Below are 16,487 nucleotides of genomic sequence, written 5' to 3'. Positions count from 1 at the left end.
TCAGGCCTTCTCCAGCTTGAACTGCAGCACATTGATACTGCCGGCCTGGAAACCGGCGGCGCAATAGTGGAGATAATAGCGCCACATCCGCTTGAAGCGTTCGTCGAAACCCATCGGCCGGATGCGCTCCCACTGGGCGATGAAGTCCTGCTCCCAGGTCAACAGCGTGCGGGCATAATGCTTGCCGAAGCCAAGCCAGTCCTTCACCGCAAGCCCGGCATTTCCGGCGGCATTGCGGAATGTTGCGAACGACGGCAGCATGCCACCGGGGAAGATATAGGTCTGGATGTAATCGGCATTGCGCCGGTAGTCGTCGAAGCGCTCGTCGTCGATGGTGATCGTCTGGATCATCGCCTTGCCGCCCGGCTTGAGGCGGTCGCGGACAGCCGAGAAATAGACCGGCCAGTTCTCCTCGCCGACGGCCTCGAACATCTCGATCGAAACAATCTTGTCGAACTCGCCGCCACAGTCGCGGTAGTCCTCGATGCGGATATCGCTTTTCTCGCCAAGCCCGGCGCGGTCGAGCCGGTCCGTGGCAAAGGCCGCCTGTTCCTTGGAAAGCGTCAGTCCCGTCACCCGACAGCCGGTCTGGCGGATCGCATATTCGGCAAAGCCGCCCCAGCCGCAGCCGATCTCGAGCACATGGTCGTCAGGGCCGATTTCCAGCTCGCGCACGATACGGGCATATTTCGCCGTCTGCGCTTCGGAGAGCGTCAAATGCGGCTCCTCGAAGAGCGCCGACGAATAGGTCATCGTCTCGTCCAGCCACAGCCGGTAGAAATCATTCCCGAGGTCATAATGATAGGCGATGTTGCGCCGGCTGCCGCGTTTCGAGTTCCGCCGCAGGCGATGGCGCAGCAGCGCGACTTTGCCCCAGATGGCCGACGCGGCGATCACCGATCGCAGCGCCTTCTCGTTCAGCAGCGCGAAATTGAGAAGCGCGCTGATATCCGGACTGTCCCAGTCGCCGTCGATGTAGGATTTCGCGAAGCCGAGATCGCCGGATGTCATCAGGCGAATGATCGGCCGCGGATTTTTCAAATAGAGGGTCGCGTCCGGTCCCGGCTCCGCACCCGCCACCGTGTGGCTTCGCCCGCCCGGGAACTGCAGCGTGATGCTGCCCACCTGGATCCGGTCCACCATCCTGCACATGATTTTCTGCCATAGAGAGAGCCTGCCCGCCGGAACCGATCCGGCTGCCGCTCCGCGATCATGCGTAGCTTTGCTCATGCAAATCACCCCGCTCCTTGGTGTCCACCAGCGAGCTTGCCACGGCCTCATCCGCCGGCTTGTGCCGGAACACGCGGATGCCTTTCGACCACAGCCGCAGCGCCTCCCAGTGGATCGCGGCGGTAATCTTCACGGTCATTAACGGATAGGTCAAGAGTGCTTTCATGAGCGCACCATCCGAAAGTGCGTTGCGCCTGCCTTCGAAGGCCGCATAGAGCAGCTTGCCCTCTGCATCGGTCTCCACGATACGGACCGCAACGCCGCTCTCAGGCGGTTCGATGGTAAAGTGATAGCGGCAATCCATCGGCATGAACGGAGAGACATAGAGCGCCTTGTCGCAGCTCTGCCGTACGGCTCCCGCCTGTCCTTCGGCCGGAATGACATAGGTATGCCGTTCATTGAACGTGTTGCAGACCTCATAGAGGATCGCCGCCAGCGCGCCGTCCTTGCGGTAGCAGAAGAACACCGTCAGCGGATTGAAGACATAGCCGAAAATGCGCGGATAGCAGAGCACCCGCACCCGCAGCCCGTCGTCCTCGATACCGAGCGAGCGCACATGGGCAACCGCCCAATCCTTGAGGCTCACTCCCGATTCCAGAGAACCGTGATCCTTGTCCCAGAAACTGAAGAGGGCGCGACGATTATGCCCGAAGAGACGAAGGGACCGGTCGAGCTGATCGAGCTCGTCGAGATCCAGAAGCAGCGAGAACACTCGGTATTTCAGGCTGTGCTTCTTCGGACGCGAGCGCGTATGCACCACATGCCCGGCGTAGAGCGAGGAAACCCCGGTCATTGCGCCGCCATCATCGGCTCTGGCAGGTAGATGCGGCTCGACTCCCCTTTGACCTGCCAAGGGCGCTTGACGCCGCCGATCGCTTCCGCCACCGCCAGACCGGACTGCAGCCCGTCCTCATGGAAGCCGCTGCCGAAATGCGCGCCGCAGAACCATACTCCGCCCGAGCCCTGGATATCCCACAGCGCCTTTTGCGCCGCCAGCGCGGCATTGTCGAACAGCGGATGGGTATAATCGAAGGCGGCGTGAATGTTGTCTTCGCTGATCTCGCTGTTCGGATTGAGCGTCACGAACAGATCGGTGCGGGTCTTCAGATTCTGAAGCTTGTTCATCCAGTAGCTCACGCAAAGCTGCGCGTCAGGGCCGTCGTCGCGATTACCGATATAATTCCAGCTCGACCACACCCGCCGGCGCTTCGGCATCAGGCGGATATCGCTGTGCAGCACGGCGCGGTTATGGGTGTATTTGAATGCGCCCAGCAGAGCCTGTTCCTGCGGCGCGGCATCGTCAAGCATCGCAAGCGCCTGATCGGCGTGGGTGGCGATCACCACATGGTCGAACAGTTCGGCCTCGGAGCCTTGCGAGACCACCTCGACGCCGGCCCGGACGCGGCGCACCTGGTGGATCGGCCAGCGCAACTGGACGGTGCCGTTGAAGTCGGCAAGAATGCGCTTCACATATTCCTTCGATCCACCCTTAACGGTGCGCCAGACCGGGCGGTTGGAGAGCGACAGCAGCCCGTGGCTTTCGAAGAAGCGAATGAAGGCAACCAGCGGATAGGAGCGCATCTCCCGTGCCGTGGTCGACCAGATCGCCGCGCCCATCGGCAGGATGTGATTGTCGACGAAGCTCTTGGAATAGCCTTCCGCATCCAGGAACTCGCCGAGCGTCATCTCCGCCGCCATCGCCTGCTTCGCATACAGAGGCGCCCGCTTGTAGAAGCGCAGTATATCGCTGATCATCTGCCAGAAGCGGAAGCGGATGATATTGGACTTCTGGCCGAGCATCGCCGCGAAACTGGTACCGGAATATTCGAACGCGCCACTGTCGAGCGAGGCGGAGAACGACATGTCGGACGCTTCGTTCGGCACGTTCAGCGTCGAAAAGAGTTCGACAAGGTTCGGATAGTTCCAGTCATTATAGACGATGAATCCGGTATCGACCGGAACGATCCCGTCGTCACAGGCGACGTCCACCGTATTGGAATGTCCACCGATCCGGCCGTCGGCCTCGAACAGCGTCACTTCGGCGCTCTTGCTCAAAAGCCACGCGGCGCTCAACCCGGAAATGCCGGAACCGATGACGGCCACCCGGCAAGGGCGTGAAAAATCTCTTTCATGGATGGACTTGAGCATTGCATGGTTCCTTTGGCGTCTGACACTCACTACGCGGTCGCCCGGCAAATGGATTGAAAAGAAGAGAAAATTCTTCGATGGTGTGATCCGCCGAACCTTGGGCGCCGTAACCGCTGACATGCAGACAGTCGTTTCCGCCAGGGCCATCGATAACCGGAAAATGCCGCTCCTCTTGCTGGAAAGAGGAAAGGCGTTGCACGAACGAAAGCCGCGACGCATCCAAATGAATGAACCCCTGGGAGAAACGGACGGGCAAGATTTGAAAGCCTGTCTAGCCGCAGTCGGACGAGATCGGAACGTGGACGCGTTTGAGGTCCTCTTTCGGCACTTCGGCCCGAAGATACGCGCCTACATGATGAAGCGCGGCGGCAACAGGCAGCTGGCAGAAGAGTTGATGCAAGAAACCATGATGATGATCTGGAAGAAGGCCGAACAGTTCGATCCGGCCCGCGGATCGGTGTCGAGCTGGATCTTCACGATCGCACGCAATGTGCGCATCGATACGTTCCGCAAGACCAACCGGCCCGAATTCGACCCCAACGACCCGGCTTTCGTGCCGGATGACATTCCAGCCGCCGACGCCATCGTCGAGGCCGGAGATGAGGCCGACCGCCTGCACGAGGCAATGAAGAAGCTGCCGACCGAGCAGGTGGAGCTTCTCCGCCTCTCCTTCTTCGAGGAGGCGTCCCACAGCGTGATCGCCGAACGCCTGAACCTGCCGCTCGGCACCGTCAAATCCCGTATCCGCCTCGCCTTCGCACGGCTGCGCGACCTGCTGGGAGAAGGACGATGACATCCATCAATCACCACATCAGCGATGAACTTCTCGTCGAATACGCCAACGGCTCGCTCGAAGAGGGCTGGAGCATCGCCGTCGCCACGCACCTGGCGCTCTGCCCTGCCTGTCGCAAACGCCTGCAGGCTATCGAAGCGACCGCCGGCGCACTGCTCGAGGGCATCGAGGCGGAACCTTCGGAAACGGACGACAAATCCTGGGCGGCGCTTCGCGAAAAGCTCGCCGCTGCTCCGAAAGTGACGGAAGCGGCTTCGCCCCGCAAAGCGGCCGCGCCATCGCCGCGCCGCGTCCCGGAACCGCTTAATTCCTATCTCGGCGGCGATCTCGACACGCTGAAATGGCGAGCGCTCGGGCTCGGCGCCTATCACTATCCTATCCCGACGAAGGACAAGCAGATTTCGGTCAGGCTGCTTCGCATTCCGGCAGGCAAGCCGGTGCCCGAGCACACCCATGGCGGCCGCGAACTGACGCTCGTCTTGAAGGGCGCTTTCCGCGACGGCGACGACCGCTTCGGTCCCGGCGACTTCGAGGAAACCGACGAAAGCGTCAACCATCAGCCGATCGCCGAGAAGGGCGAAGACTGTATCTGCCTGGCCGTCACCGACGCGCCGCTGAAATTCAGCAGCCGGATCGTCCGCCTCATCCAGCCGCTTCTCGGCATCTGAGCAGGTCCCGGAGAAGGAGCAAACCATGCGTATCTATGCAACGGCATTTGCCGCCACGGCCTTCGTGTTCCTTCTGCTCGATTCCATCTGGCTCGGCGTCGTGGCGATCGGCTTCTATCGCGAAACGATCGGCCATCTGCTCGCCGCGGAGCCCGACTTCCTGGCCGCGGCCTGCTTCTACGTGCTCTATCTCCTCGGCGTGCTCTATTTTGCAGTCGCGCCGGCAGTGACGCGCGGAAACCTGACCAGCGCCACGCTGTCCGGTGCGTTCCTCGGCCTCGTCGCCTACGGTACCTACGATCTGACAAACATGGCCACGATGAAGGACTGGCCTCTGTCGGTCACCCTCGTCGACCTTGCCTGGGGCGCATTCGTCACCGGTTCGGCCTCGGCCGCCGGTTACCTCGCCGGACGACGGCTCTCGGTCTAACGATCAGGCATGCGCCTGAAGGCTAGGCCGGATCGGCCGGCGGCTTTGCCTGCCGCAACCGCTTGCGGGTACCACTCGGGCTCTCCCTGAAATGCGCGCGGTAGCTGCGCGAAAAAGCCGAGACGGAGTTGAAGCCGCAGGCGACCGCGATCTCGGTAAAGGCCTGCCGCGTCTCCACTGCCTTGCGCCGCGCCGCATTCAGCCGCAGCGCCAGATAATGTACATGTGGCAGAACGCCGATATGCTCCTTGAAGAGGGATTGCAGATGCCGGGCGCTGACGCCGACCCGGCGCGCGATCCGGCTGACGGGCAGCGGCTGTTCGATCTGTTCTTCCATGATCCTGATGGCTGAAACGACGCGCTCGTCGGTAATCCGCTGGCTCGGCGCCAGCGGCAGCGACGGTGCGGCCGCCGCCGTGCCGCCGGGCTCGTAGATGAACAGCCGTGAGACCTCCAGCGCCAGCGAATAGCCGTGCCGCCGCCGAATAAGCTCCAGCATCAGGTCGAGTGTCGGAAGCGCACCACCGGCCGTCACCCTCTTGCCGTCAACGACATACCGGCCCCTCACCGCGTTGATCTGCGGATAGGCGGAGGCAAATTCCTCGAAATCCTCCCAGTGCACCGTCGCCGAAAATCCGTCGAGCAGGCTCGCTTCCGCCATCAGCCAGGTGCCGGATTCGATACCGGCGACATAGGGCCTCGTTCGCGCGCTGCGCGAGAGCATCATCTTGACCTGCGCCGTCGCATGCCGCTGCCAGTAATAGGCGGACAGTACGAAGAGCGGAGCGGTCTCCTCCTTCGGCGGAAAGGTGCCATCGACCGGCACGGGAATGCCGCTTGTGGTCACGACCGGCCTGCCATCCGGCGAGAGGATACGCCAGCGATAGAGTTCCCGGCCGGAAATACGGTTCGCCCCGCGCATCGGCTCGATGACGGAGGCCAGCAGGATCAGGTTGATGTCCGGCAGAACCAGAAGATCGATGGTCGTGGTTTCAGCCATTTGACGTTCAGGCATCCATTCTGCACTCGGAATTTCCGATAATGTACAATTTGCATCCGATAATGCAAAGCATAGCCTGGCATTATGCCGCCTAATCCCTGCAACGACAGGGAGCTACAAAACATGCCGCTTGCCATGAACCGTGAGGTCTTCATCACCTGTGCCGTCACCGGCTCAGGCGACACCACCGCGAAATCCGCCCATGTGCCGGTCACTCCGGCCGAAATCGCCGCCTCCGCCATCGACGCCGCCAAGGCTGGCGCCGCCGTGGTCCACTGCCACGTCCGCGAACCCGAGACCGGCAAGCCGAGCCGCCGCAACGACCTCTACCGCGAGGTGACGGAGCGCATCCGTGACGCCGAGATCGATGTCGTTCTCAACCTCACGGCCGGCATGGGCGGTGACGTCGTGTTCGGCGGCGTCGAAACGCCCCTGCCGCTCAATCCCGCCGGCACCGACATCGTCGGCGCGACGGAACGCGTCAGCCATGTCGCCGAATGCCGCCCGGAAATTTGCACGCTCGACTGCGGCACCATGAATTTCAGCCTCGGCGACTATGTCATGACCAATACGCCCGGCACACTGCGCGCCATGGCGAAGATGATGACCGATCTCGGCGTTCGTCCCGAAATCGAGGCCTTCGACACCGGCCACCTCTGGTTTGCCAAGCAGCTGGTCGAGGAAGGCCTGATCGAGGATCCCGTCCTCATCCAGCTGTGCATGGGCATTCCGTGGGGTGCGCCGGACGACCTCAACACCTTCATGGCGATGGTCAACAACGTACCGTCGACCTGGACCTTCTCCGCCTTCTCCATCGGCCGCAATGCGCTCGCCTATCCGGCGGCCTCCGTTCTCGCCGGCGGCAATGTCCGCGTCGGCCTTGAGGACAATCTCTACATCGGCAAGGGGCAGCTTGCGACCAACGCCCAGCTCGTCGAAAAAGCGGTCACCGTGATCGAAGGCATGGGCGCGAAAATCATCGGGCCGGACGCGGTCCGTGCGAAACTGAAACTCCAGAAGAGGGCACCGGTGAAGTGATGACCAAGATCAGCAAGGCCGCCTGTGTCGGCGGTGGCGTTATCGGTGGCGGCTGGATCGCCCGTTTCCTGCTCTCCGGCATCGACGTGGCGGTCTACGACCCGCATCCGGAAGCCCAGCGCATCGTCGGCGAAGTCATCGCCAATGCCGAGCGCGCCTATGGCATGCTCACGTCAGCGCCGCTACCGCCGCGCGGCACGCTGACCTTCGTCAAGACACTGGAAGAGGCTGTTGCCGACGCGGACTTCATCCAGGAAAGCGTGCCCGAACAGCTGGAACTGAAACGCCGTGTCCTGACCGCAATCGACGCCGCCGCCAAGCCGGACGCGCTGATCGGTTCCTCGACGTCTGGACTGCTGCCGACTGAACTCCAGGCGCACATGAAGCATCCCGAACGCTTCTTCGTCTCGCACCCCTACAATCCTGTCTACCTGCTGCCGCTTTCCGAACTTGTCGGCGGCGAAAAGACCGCGCCGGATACCATCACCCGCGCCTCCGCTGTTCTGGAATCGATCGGCATGAAGGGCGTCCACATCGCCCGCGAGATCGAGGCCTTCGTCGGCGACCGCCTGCTCGAAGCGCTGTGGCGCGAGGCCTTGTGGCTGATCAAGGACGACATCTGCACGGTCGAGACGCTGGACGACGTCATCCGCTATTCCTTCGGCCTGCGCTGGGCGCAGATGGGTCTGTTCCAGACCTACCGCATCGCCGGCGGCGAGGCAGGCATGCGCCACTTCCTCGCGCAATTCGGCCCCTGCCTGCAATGGCCGTGGACGAAGCTCACCGACGTCGTCGACCTCGACGACGCGCTGGTGGAAAAGATCGGCGCACAGTCCGACGAACAGGCCGATGGCCTGTCGATCCGCGAACTCGAGCGCATCCGCGACGAGAATCTCGTCGGCATTCTCCATGCACTGAAAGGCTCGCGCGGCGGCGAAGGCTGGGGCGCCGGCAAGCTCCTGAAGGAATTCGAGACATCACTGTGGAGCAAGGCGCCGGAGGTCGATATCGCGGCATCCGCCGGCCAGCCGCTGCGTCTCGTCGAGACCAAGGTCAATCCGTCCTGGGCCGACTATAACGGCCACATGACCGAGCACCGCTATCTGCAGGTCTTCGGCGACACTTCCGACGCGCTGCTGCGCCTGATCGGTGTGGATCTCGCCTATGTCGAGGCCGGACATTCCTATTACACCGTGGAAACCCATATCCGCCACCTCGGCGAGGCCAAGGTCGGCCAGGCAATCTATTCGACCTGCCAGATCCTTGCCGTCGATGCCAAGCGCCTGCATGTCTTCCATCGCATTCACGACGGGGCAAGCGATGCGCTGCTGGCTACCGCCGAGCAGATGCTGCTGCATGTCGACAGCGTTGCCGGCAAGGCCGCCAATGCGCCGGACTGGGTTCTCGACAGGCTGAACGCCATTGCCGCCGATCATGCCGGACTGCCATGGCCGGACGGTGCCGGGCGGCAAGTCGGGCAGAAGAAGGCCAGGGAGGCGGCTGAATAATGAACGCAAGGGTCAGGATGGAACGATGCTGACACCCACCGCGCGCGGCATGCCCGCGGCGGAAAACCAAACACGGAACATCCGCCGGCGCCGGCAGTCTATCCGGCCCGGCGCTGCCGTATCCACGTCTGCCGAAATGCGCGTCGCCCTTGGTGATCAGATCGCGATGACTGGCCCCACCGCGGCAGGATATGTCGCACAAGCGACCTCATTAGGATCACAACCTGCTAAGAATTCAGTCATAACAAGAAGTGATCGAAGGAAGCCTCATCCGGGTTTCCTTCTCGAATATGCGGGGACACGGCCATGAGCCGAGCGATGGCAGACTGTGCAGGAATGCTCAGGTTAGACCCTGTCAATTCGGGGCTCATCCCGCTGATTCTCCACGCCTTGGGCGCATCTTCATCCCCTAACGTCAGGTTTTCCACAGCAATGGTGGACGCCGGCCGGATGGCCGCAACCGTCGTGCCTGGAAATGCCCGGATTGCCTGTCGCTCAAGAGGTTGGAAGCTGTCACACAAGTCGAACAGGCTGCATTCAGGGAAGGAGCACTGACCGTCGAAGGATCGACGGATGGAGGAAAGGGGTTCAAGCACGGCCGCAAAGCCTTATAGTCCCGCCGGAATTCAGCGGAATATATCAAAACAATCAAAAACTTCCGCCTGCAACGAATAAAAGTAACCAGAGAAGGAACAAGGGAATGAGTGACTACACCAAATTTCTCGCAGGCCGCGTGACGTCCGGCGGCATGAACCGCCGCGAATTCATGGGACGTGCCATGGCAGCCGGCCTGACGCTCACCGCAGCCAGCAGCCTTTACGCATCCTCCGCCTCGGCGCAGGAGCCAAAGCGTGGCGGCCATCTGAAGCTTGGCCTCGAAGGCGGTTCGGCAACCGACAGCCTCGACCCGGCCAAGGCGCTGTCGCAGGTGCTCTTCTGCGTCAACCGCAACTGGGGCGACCTCTTGGTCGAATCCCACCCGACGACCGGTGAACCTGTCGCCGCACTCGCCGAATCCTGGGAGCCGTCCGCAGACGCCTCGCAGTGGACCTTCAAGATCCGCAAGGGTGTGCAGTTCCACAACGGCAAGGAAATGACGATCGACGACGTCGTCAAGACGCTCCAGCGCCACACCGACGAGAAGTCCGAATCCGGCGCACTCGGCGTCATGAAGTCCATCACCAAGATCGAAGCCAATGGCGACGACCTGGTGCTGACCCTGACCGAAGGCAACGCCGACCTGCCGCTGCTTCTCTCCGACTATCACCTGATCATCCAGCCGGGCGGTGGATTTGACGAGCCGACGGCCGCCATCGGCACCGGCCCCTACAAGCTGACCGGCTGGGAAGCCGGCGTGCGCGCCACCTTCGAGCGCAACGAAAACGACTGGCGCTCCGATCGCGGTTACGTCGACAGCATCGAAGTCATCACCATGAACGATGCGACGGCGCGTATCGCGGCGCTTTCGTCGGGCCAGGTCCACTTCATCAACCGCGTCGACCCGAAGACGGTCAGCCTCCTGAAGCGTGCACCGACGGTGGAGATCCTCAACACTTCCGGCCGTGGCCACTACGTCTTCATCATGCACTGCGATACGGCGCCGTTCGACAACAACGACCTGCGCCTTGCTCTGAAATACGCCATGGACCGCGAGACCATGGTCGACAAGATCCTCGGCGGTTACGGCAAGGTCGGCAACGACTTCCCGATCAACGAGACCTACGCACTCTTCCCGGAAGGGATCGAGCAGCGCGCCTACGATCCCGACAAGGCCGCCTTCCACTACAAGAAGTCCGGCCATGACGGCAGCGTTCTGCTGCGCACCTCCGAAGTCGCATTCCCGGGTGCCGTCGATGCGGCGGTTCTCTATCAGGAAAGCGCCAAGAAGGCCGGCATCAACATCGAAGTCAAGCGCGAGCCCGGCGACGGCTACTGGTCGAACGTCTGGAACGTGCAGCCATTCTGCACCTCCTACTGGGGTGGTCGTCCGACCCAGGACCAGATGTACTCGACCGCTTATCTGTCGACGGCCGACTGGAACGACACCCGCTTCAAGCGCGAAGACTTCGACAAGAAGCTGCTCGAAGCCCGTTCGGAACTCGACAAGGACAAGCGCAAGGAGCTCTATCGCGAAATGGCGATGATGGTCCGCGACGAAGGCGGCCTCATTCTGCCGATGTTCAACGACTTCGTGAACGCCTCCACCAAGCAGGTAAAGGGCTACGTCCACGACATCGGCAACGACATGTCGAACGGCTATGTCGCGACCCGCGTCTGGCTGGAAAGCTAGTCTCTGAAAGCATGCCGGCGGGCGGGTTCACCCGTCTGCCGGCCCATGCATGATCCATGGGACCGAAAGTCCCGTGGCGGTGCCCCAACCGTTTCAGAGGAGAGCTTAACATGGCCACTTCCGTCGATGACGGCGAACCGGCCCTACTTGGATTTGCGAAGCGCTTTCCGCTTCTCGTCCTGATCGCTCAGCGCCTTGGCCTGAGCGTGGTGCTGCTGTTTGCCGTTTCAGTCCTTATCTTCGCCGGCGTCGAAGCCCTGCCGGGCGATTTCGCCACCACCTATCTCGGTCAGTCCGCGACCCCGCAGGCCGTCGCCAACATCCGCCAGGATCTTGGCCTCGACCAGCCGGTCGTCACCCGCTACGTCGAATGGCTCGGCGGCGCCATCCATGGCGATTTTGGCAACTCCTGGGCCTCCAGGCAATCCGTCAGCGAGCAGATCGGCAAGCGGCTGGGCAACTCCTTGTTCCTGGCCTTCTTTGCCGCAATCATCTCGGTGCCGCTCGCCGTCGGTCTCGGCATGCTGGCCGTCCATTTCCGAAACCGCTTTCCCGACCGCCTGATCAACGTCATATCGCTCGCGGCGATTTCGCTGCCGGAGTTTTTCGTCGGTTACCTGCTGATCCTGTTCTTCGCCGTCAAGTTCGGCGTCGCCACCTTTCCGGCAACAGTCTATGACGACATGGCCCTCCTGGACCGGCTGAAGGCCATTGCGCTGCCGACCGCCACGCTGGTGCTCGTCGTCCTCGCCCACATGATGCGCATGACGCGGGCGGCAATCCTCTCCGTTATGTCGTCCGCCTACATGGAGACGGCAGAGCTGAAGGGACTGTCCGCCTTCCGCGCCATCGTCAAGCATGCCGCGCCAAACGCGATCGCCCCGATCGTCAACGTCGTGGCTCTCAACCTCGCCTATCTCGTCGTCGGCGTCGTCGTCGTCGAAGTGGTCTTCGTCTATCCCGGCATGGGCCAGTACATGGTCGACGCCGTGACGGTTCGCGATATGCCCGTCGTGCAGGCCTGCGGCCTCATCTTCGCCGCCTTCTACATCCTGCTCAACATGCTGGCCGACATCATCGCGATAGCCGCCAACCCGAGACTGAGGCACCCGCGATGAGAGCAAAAGACATCCCCATCAGCGCCTGGATCGGCATTTTCGGCATCCTCCTGGCCTTCTTCCTGGCGATCTTCGCCCCGATCATCGCACCCTACGGCGAACGCGATGTCGTCGCCGGCATTTGGGAACCGATGAGCGGGCAATACTGGCTCGGCACCGACAACCTCGGGCGCGACCTGCTGTCCCGCATGATCTACGGCGCCCGCACCACGCTGTTCGTCGCACTGGCGGCCAGTATCCTCTCCTTCTCCATCGGCATTTTCCTGAGCTTCACCGCCGCCGTCTCCCGCGGCGTCATCGACCAGGTGCTGTCGCGCTTCAACGACCTGATGATGTCGATCCCGACCCTCATCTTCGCGCTGGTCGTGCTGGCTGTGCTGCCGCAGAACATCTGGATCCTGATCACCGTCATGGCGGTGCTCGACAGTACCCGCGTGTTCCGCCTCGGCCGCGCGGTCGCGCTCGACGTCGCGGTGATGGAGTTCGTGGAAGCGGCAAGACTGCGCGGCGAAGGCAACATGTGGATCATCTTCCGGGAGATCCTGCCCAACACGCTGTCGCCGCTACTGGCCGAATTCGGCCTGCGCTTCGCCTTCTCGATCCTGTTCCTCTCCACCCTCTCCTTCCTCGGTCTCGGCATTCAGCCGCCGGCCGCAGACTGGGGCGGCATGGTCAAGGACAACAAGGACGGCATCATCTTCGGCATCCCTGCCGCCCTCATCCCGGGCGGGGCGATCTCCGCGCTCGCCGTCTGCGTCAACCTTGTGGTCGACTGGCTTCTCAAACGCACCTCGAGCCTGAAAGGAGGACGCGGCGATGCCTAGTCTTCTCTCCGTAAGGAACCTGAAAATCGGCGCGACCATCTATCCGCCGGGCGAAGACCCGCAGGACATCGAAATCGTCCACGGCGTCTCCTTCGATCTCGAAAAGGGCAAGGTGCTCGGTCTGATCGGCGAATCCGGTGCCGGCAAGTCGACCATCGGCCTCGCCGCACTCGCCTACGGGCGTGGCGGTGTCAGGATCATCGGCGGCGAGGTCCTGCTCGACGGCGAAAACATTCTCGCCTTCTCCAAGAGCAAGATCCGCTCGGTGCGCGGTGCGCGCGTCTGTTACGTCGCGCAATCGGCGGCCGCTGCTTTCAACCCGGCCCACAAGCTTGGGGACCAGGTCATCGAGGCTTCAGTCCGCCATGGACTGATGTCTTCCGAGGAGGCAAGGAAGCGGGCGCTTTACCTGTTCCGTGTTCTGGGTCTTCCGGATCCGGACAACTTCGGCGACCGCTATCCGCATCAGGTCTCCGGTGGCCAGCTGCAGCGCGCCATGACGGCGATGGCGCTCTGCCCCAATCCGGAGCTGATCATCTTCGACGAGCCGACCACCGCTCTCGACGTCACCACCCAGATCGACGTGCTGGCGGCGATCAAGCATGCCATCGAGGAAACGCACACGGCGGCGCTCTACATCACCCACGATCTCGCCGTCGTCGCGCAGATCTCTGACGACATCATGGTGCTGCGTCACGGCAACATGGTCGAGTACGGCACTGCCCAGCAGATCATCGAGGAACCGCGAGAGGAGTATACGCGCGCGCTCGTCAACGTCCGCGAGATGGGCAAGCCCGAGGCGGAGGATCAGTCCGACGCCGTGCTCAGGGTCGAGAATGTTTCGGCGAGCTACGGCAACGGCTTCAAGGTGCTGCACGATGTCAGCCTGCATGTCCCGCGCGGGCAGACGCTGGCGATCGTCGGCGAATCCGGCTCCGGAAAATCGACGCTCGCCCGCGTCATCACCGGCCTTCTGCCTGCGTCCGAAGGCACGATCACCTTTGATGGCGAGGTCCTGCCGCCGGCCCTCAAGCAGCGCACGCGCGACCAGCTGCGCCGCATCCAGCTAATCTACCAGATGGCCGACACGGCGATGAACCCGCGCCAGACGGTGGGCGACATCATCGGTCGTCCCCTGACCTTCTACGAAGGGCTGAGCGGAGCCAAGCGCCGGGCGCGGGTCAACGAGCTTCTCGAGGCCATCGAAATGGGCAAGGGCTTCTTCGAACGCTATCCGGCCGAACTGTCCGGCGGCCAGAAGCAGCGCGTGGCGATTGCCCGGGCGTTGGCAGCCAAGCCGGAACTCATCCTCTGCGACGAGCCGACCTCCGCCCTGGATCCGCTGGTTGCCGAAGGCATCCTGAAGCTCCTGATGAAGCTGCAGAAGGAAACCAACGTCTCCTACGTCTTCATCACCCACGACATCGCCATCGTCCGCGCCATCGCCGACAGCATCGCCGTCATGCTGCGCGGCAAGCTGCAACGCTTCGGGCCAAAGTCGAAGGTGCTCTCGCCGCCTTTCGACGACTACACCGACCTGCTGCTGAAATCCGTTCCCGAAATGGAAATCGGCTGGCTCGAGAAGGTCCTGGCAACCCGACGCATGGAAAGCGCCGGGAACTGAAGATCGGTCGAAGAAGTGCCGTCCCCCAGGGGGCGGCGCTTTTCTTTCTGTGGATGGGAGGATGACATGCAGCTTCGCGATGTGCCGGACTGGGCTTACCTGCTGCAGGAATTCGACTCTCTCTATCGCCAGAGTTCGTCCGGCGGCAGCAAGGCGATCCGCAGCCATCGCAAGCGGGTGCGCGAAGCACTCTCCGCCGTCATCGATAGCAATCCCGAACTGATCGACCGGCAACCGGAACAGAAGCCGGTGACCGCCCATCTTGGGCGTGCCTTCGAGATCGCCGCCCGCGCCGGCGTGTCGCGCCTCAGCCGTACGCTCGAGCGCGTTTCCCATCTGCTGACCTGGGAATATGGCTATCAGTCGGTGCCGAAGGCGCTCGCCCAGAAATACGCCTATTGCGAAATCCTGGGACCGCTCGGCCCGATCCGCTCCGAGCGCCTCATCCTCGGCTTCGTGCTGTTTGCGCCGAACACGGTCTATCCGCGCCACAGCCATCACGAAATCGAGGAAAGTTACATTTCGGTCGCCGGCGCCTGGTCGGAAAACGAGATGGCTGTCTATGCGCCGGGCTCCATGGTACTCAACATGCCCGGCCACGAGCATCGGATCACCACAGGCGAACACGACCCCTGCCTGCTGGCCTATGCCTGGATCGGCCCCGACGAGCGTCTCGCCCAGCCCGGCATGAAATTCTCCAAGGTTCGGAAGCGCCTGGAACAGGGCATCTGACCGTCCGGAACGGGATGGCGTACCGCGAAATGACAGCCATCAAAAATCTGTCATACGCGCATGGAATAAGCTGTGAGATGCCGAAGCAGATCCCTGACAGACGGAGCGCCACCTTGAACACCTCCTTTACCGCCGGTCCCGGCGCCGATTGGCTCGAAGCCGAGCTCGCCGATACGCTCGACGAGGACTATGAGCTCGAATTGTCCGAACCGGCACTGTCGGAGGAAATCAGCCGCATCTACAAGAAGAGCCATCCGCCATCGATCCCGCGGATGGACTATTTCCGCGCGCTGCTGACGCTGCAGTCCGAGCTCATCAAGCTGCAGGACTGGGTGTCCTACCACAAGGAAAAGGTGGTCGTGATCTTCGAGGGTCGCGATTCCGCCGGCAAGGGCGGCGTCATCAAGCGCATCACCCAGCGGCTCAATCCGCGTGTCGTCCGCGTCGTGGCGCTCCCCGCTCCGTCCGACCGCGAAAAGACGCAATGGTATTTCCAGCGCTACGTGCCGCACCTTCCGGCCGGCGGCGAAATCGTGCTCTTCGACCGCTCCTGGTACAACCGCTCCGGCGTCGAGCGGGTGATGGGGTTTGCCTCGGAAGACCAAGTCGAGCAGTTCTTCGACGACGTGCCTGAATTCGAGCGCATGCTGGTGCGCTCCGGCATCCGCCTCGTCAAATACTGGTTCTCGATCACCGACGAGGAACAGCAGATGCGCTTCCTGATGCGCATCCACGATCCGCTGAAGCAGTGGAAGCTCTCGCCGATGGACCTGCAGTCGCGCGTGCGCTGGGAAGGTTACACCAAGGCCAAGGAAGAGACCTTCGCCCGGACCAACATTCCGGAGGCACCGTGGTATATCGTCGAAGGCAACGACAAGAAGCGCGCACGGCTCAACTGCATCGACCACCTCCTGTCGATGATCCCCTATGAGGACGTCCCTCACGAGGAAGTCTGCCTGCCCGAACGGGTCTTCAACCCGGACTACGAGCGCAAGGTACTACCGCCGGAGCTCTACGTGCCGTCGAAATATTGAGGCGGCCATTGACGGCGAATGAACGGCAATCCACATTATGACCACAGTGG

General features: G+C 62.3%; 16 protein-coding genes. 11 read left to right on the top strand and 5 right to left on the bottom strand.

The annotated features are described in order from the left end of the window. Genes ACU5AY_RS00870 through ACU5AY_RS00860 form a run of 3 tightly spaced genes read right to left on the bottom strand, consistent with a single transcriptional unit; the run spans position 1 to position 3,378 of the window. On the bottom strand, positions 1-1,152 hold the full coding sequence (locus ACU5AY_RS00870; RefSeq protein ID WP_446827624.1) for a class I SAM-dependent methyltransferase: 1,152 nt from the start codon (positions 1,150-1,152) through the stop codon (positions 1-3). Between the two features lie 58 nt (positions 1,153-1,210). Further along, positions 1,211-2,023 (bottom strand): DUF1365 domain-containing protein, encoded by an 813-nt coding sequence (locus ACU5AY_RS00865; protein WP_446827623.1) that lies wholly within the window; start codon positions 2,021-2,023, stop codon positions 1,211-1,213. Beyond that, the gene (locus ACU5AY_RS00860) at positions 2,020-3,378 is read right to left on the bottom strand and encodes an NAD(P)/FAD-dependent oxidoreductase (protein WP_446827622.1); all 1,359 of its coding nucleotides are present in this window, start codon (positions 3,376-3,378) and stop codon (positions 2,020-2,022) included. The genes ACU5AY_RS00865 and ACU5AY_RS00860 overlap by 4 nt, the downstream gene beginning before the upstream one ends. Here ACU5AY_RS00860 and ACU5AY_RS00855 point away from each other — a divergent pair. The 3 genes from ACU5AY_RS00855 to ACU5AY_RS00845 are packed head-to-tail and all read left to right on the top strand — an operon-like array spanning position 3,371 to position 5,269. Further along, positions 3,371-4,171, top strand: coding sequence for a sigma-70 family RNA polymerase sigma factor (locus ACU5AY_RS00855; RefSeq protein ID WP_446827621.1), 801 nt, complete (start codon positions 3,371-3,373; stop codon positions 4,169-4,171). The two genes, ACU5AY_RS00860 and ACU5AY_RS00855, sit on opposite strands and share 8 nt — an antisense overlap. Beyond that, positions 4,168-4,839 (top strand): ChrR family anti-sigma-E factor, encoded by a 672-nt coding sequence (locus tag ACU5AY_RS00850; RefSeq protein WP_446827620.1) that lies wholly within the window; start codon positions 4,168-4,170, stop codon positions 4,837-4,839. Before ACU5AY_RS00855 ends, ACU5AY_RS00850 begins: the two co-directional genes overlap by 4 nt. Positions 4,840-4,864: 25 nt before the next feature. After that, positions 4,865-5,269 (top strand): DUF2177 family protein, encoded by a 405-nt coding sequence (locus ACU5AY_RS00845; RefSeq protein WP_446827619.1) that lies wholly within the window; start codon positions 4,865-4,867, stop codon positions 5,267-5,269. A gap of 22 nt (positions 5,270-5,291) precedes the next feature. Here the strand turns inward: ACU5AY_RS00845 and ACU5AY_RS00840 are convergent, their stop codons facing one another. Next, positions 5,292-6,269 carry a GlxA family transcriptional regulator gene (locus ACU5AY_RS00840; protein ID WP_446827618.1) on the bottom strand — a complete coding sequence of 326 codons (978 nt, stop codon included), beginning with the start codon at positions 6,267-6,269 and terminating at the stop codon, positions 5,292-5,294. Positions 6,270-6,392: 123 nt separating this feature from the next. Between ACU5AY_RS00840 and ACU5AY_RS00835 the strand changes: the two genes are divergently transcribed. Both ACU5AY_RS00835 and ACU5AY_RS00830 read left to right on the top strand, forming a co-directional pair. Then, positions 6,393-7,307 (top strand): 3-keto-5-aminohexanoate cleavage protein, encoded by a 915-nt coding sequence (locus ACU5AY_RS00835; protein WP_446827617.1) that lies wholly within the window; start codon positions 6,393-6,395, stop codon positions 7,305-7,307. Continuing rightward, a complete protein-coding gene (locus ACU5AY_RS00830; protein ID WP_446827616.1) occupies positions 7,307-8,815 on the top strand; it encodes a carnitine 3-dehydrogenase in 1,509 nt (502 codons plus the stop codon). The genes ACU5AY_RS00835 and ACU5AY_RS00830 overlap by 1 nt, the downstream gene beginning before the upstream one ends. Positions 8,816-9,054: 239 nt before the next feature. Here ACU5AY_RS00830 and ACU5AY_RS00825 read toward each other — a convergent pair whose 3' ends face one another. Beyond that, positions 9,055-9,411, bottom strand: a complete 357-nt coding sequence (locus ACU5AY_RS00825) for a hypothetical protein (RefSeq protein WP_446827615.1) — start codon at positions 9,409-9,411, stop codon at positions 9,055-9,057. Between the two features lie 104 nt (positions 9,412-9,515). Between ACU5AY_RS00825 and ACU5AY_RS00820 the strand changes: the two genes are divergently transcribed. The 6 genes from ACU5AY_RS00820 (at position 9,516) to ppk2 (ending at position 16,437) form a co-directional block, all read left to right on the top strand. Beyond that, on the top strand, positions 9,516-11,105 hold the full coding sequence (locus ACU5AY_RS00820) for an ABC transporter substrate-binding protein (RefSeq protein ID WP_446827614.1): 1,590 nt from the start codon (positions 9,516-9,518) through the stop codon (positions 11,103-11,105). Positions 11,106-11,215: 110 nt separating this feature from the next. Then, positions 11,216-12,223: an ABC transporter permease gene (locus tag ACU5AY_RS00815; protein WP_446827613.1), complete on the top strand. Its 1,008-nt coding sequence runs from the start codon at positions 11,216-11,218 to the stop codon at positions 12,221-12,223. Next, positions 12,220-13,047, top strand: a complete 828-nt coding sequence (locus ACU5AY_RS00810) for an ABC transporter permease (RefSeq protein WP_446822941.1) — start codon at positions 12,220-12,222, stop codon at positions 13,045-13,047. Before ACU5AY_RS00815 ends, ACU5AY_RS00810 begins: the two co-directional genes overlap by 4 nt. Then, positions 13,040-14,671, top strand: a complete 1,632-nt coding sequence (locus ACU5AY_RS00805; RefSeq protein ID WP_446827612.1) for an ABC transporter ATP-binding protein — start codon at positions 13,040-13,042, stop codon at positions 14,669-14,671. Before ACU5AY_RS00810 ends, ACU5AY_RS00805 begins: the two co-directional genes overlap by 8 nt. Before the next feature lie 66 nt (positions 14,672-14,737). Then, entirely contained in the window at positions 14,738-15,403 is a 666-nt protein-coding gene (locus tag ACU5AY_RS00800; protein ID WP_446827611.1) for a dimethylsulfonioproprionate lyase family protein, read from the top strand. A 77-nt stretch (positions 15,404-15,480) separates the two neighbouring features. Continuing rightward, positions 15,481-16,437 (top strand): polyphosphate kinase 2, encoded by a 957-nt coding sequence (ppk2, locus tag ACU5AY_RS00795; protein ID WP_446822938.1) that lies wholly within the window; start codon positions 15,481-15,483, stop codon positions 16,435-16,437. Positions 16,438-16,487 lie beyond the last annotated feature (50 nt).

It is taken from the genome of Rhizobium sp. PAMB 3174, assembly GCF_052908375.1.
The sequence above is the reverse complement of the archived record's forward strand: the minus strand, read 5'-3'. Positions and strand labels throughout refer to the sequence as shown.

Coding starts and splice junctions, on each gene's coding strand:
- ACU5AY_RS00870 (WP_446827624.1), bottom strand. CDS start 1,152: ATGTGCAGGATGGTGGACCGGATCCAGGTGGGCAGCATCACGCTGCAG.
- ACU5AY_RS00865 (WP_446827623.1), bottom strand. CDS start 2,023: ATGACCGGGGTTTCCTCGCTCTACGCCGGGCATGTGGTGCATACGCGC.
- ACU5AY_RS00860 (WP_446827622.1), bottom strand. CDS start 3,378: ATGCTCAAGTCCATCCATGAAAGAGATTTTTCACGCCCTTGCCGGGTG.
- ACU5AY_RS00850 (WP_446827620.1), top strand. CDS start 4,168: ATGACATCCATCAATCACCACATCAGCGATGAACTTCTCGTCGAATAC.
- ACU5AY_RS00845 (WP_446827619.1), top strand. CDS start 4,865: ATGCGTATCTATGCAACGGCATTTGCCGCCACGGCCTTCGTGTTCCTT.
- ACU5AY_RS00840 (WP_446827618.1), bottom strand. CDS start 6,269: ATGGCTGAAACCACGACCATCGATCTTCTGGTTCTGCCGGACATCAAC.
- ACU5AY_RS00835 (WP_446827617.1), top strand. CDS start 6,393: ATGCCGCTTGCCATGAACCGTGAGGTCTTCATCACCTGTGCCGTCACC.
- ACU5AY_RS00830 (WP_446827616.1), top strand. CDS start 7,307: ATGACCAAGATCAGCAAGGCCGCCTGTGTCGGCGGTGGCGTTATCGGT.
- ACU5AY_RS00820 (WP_446827614.1), top strand. CDS start 9,516: ATGAGTGACTACACCAAATTTCTCGCAGGCCGCGTGACGTCCGGCGGC.
- ACU5AY_RS00815 (WP_446827613.1), top strand. CDS start 11,216: ATGGCCACTTCCGTCGATGACGGCGAACCGGCCCTACTTGGATTTGCG.
- ACU5AY_RS00810 (WP_446822941.1), top strand. CDS start 12,220: ATGAGAGCAAAAGACATCCCCATCAGCGCCTGGATCGGCATTTTCGGC.
- ACU5AY_RS00805 (WP_446827612.1), top strand. CDS start 13,040: ATGCCTAGTCTTCTCTCCGTAAGGAACCTGAAAATCGGCGCGACCATC.
- ACU5AY_RS00800 (WP_446827611.1), top strand. CDS start 14,738: ATGCAGCTTCGCGATGTGCCGGACTGGGCTTACCTGCTGCAGGAATTC.
- ppk2 (WP_446822938.1), top strand. CDS start 15,481: ATGCCGAAGCAGATCCCTGACAGACGGAGCGCCACCTTGAACACCTCC.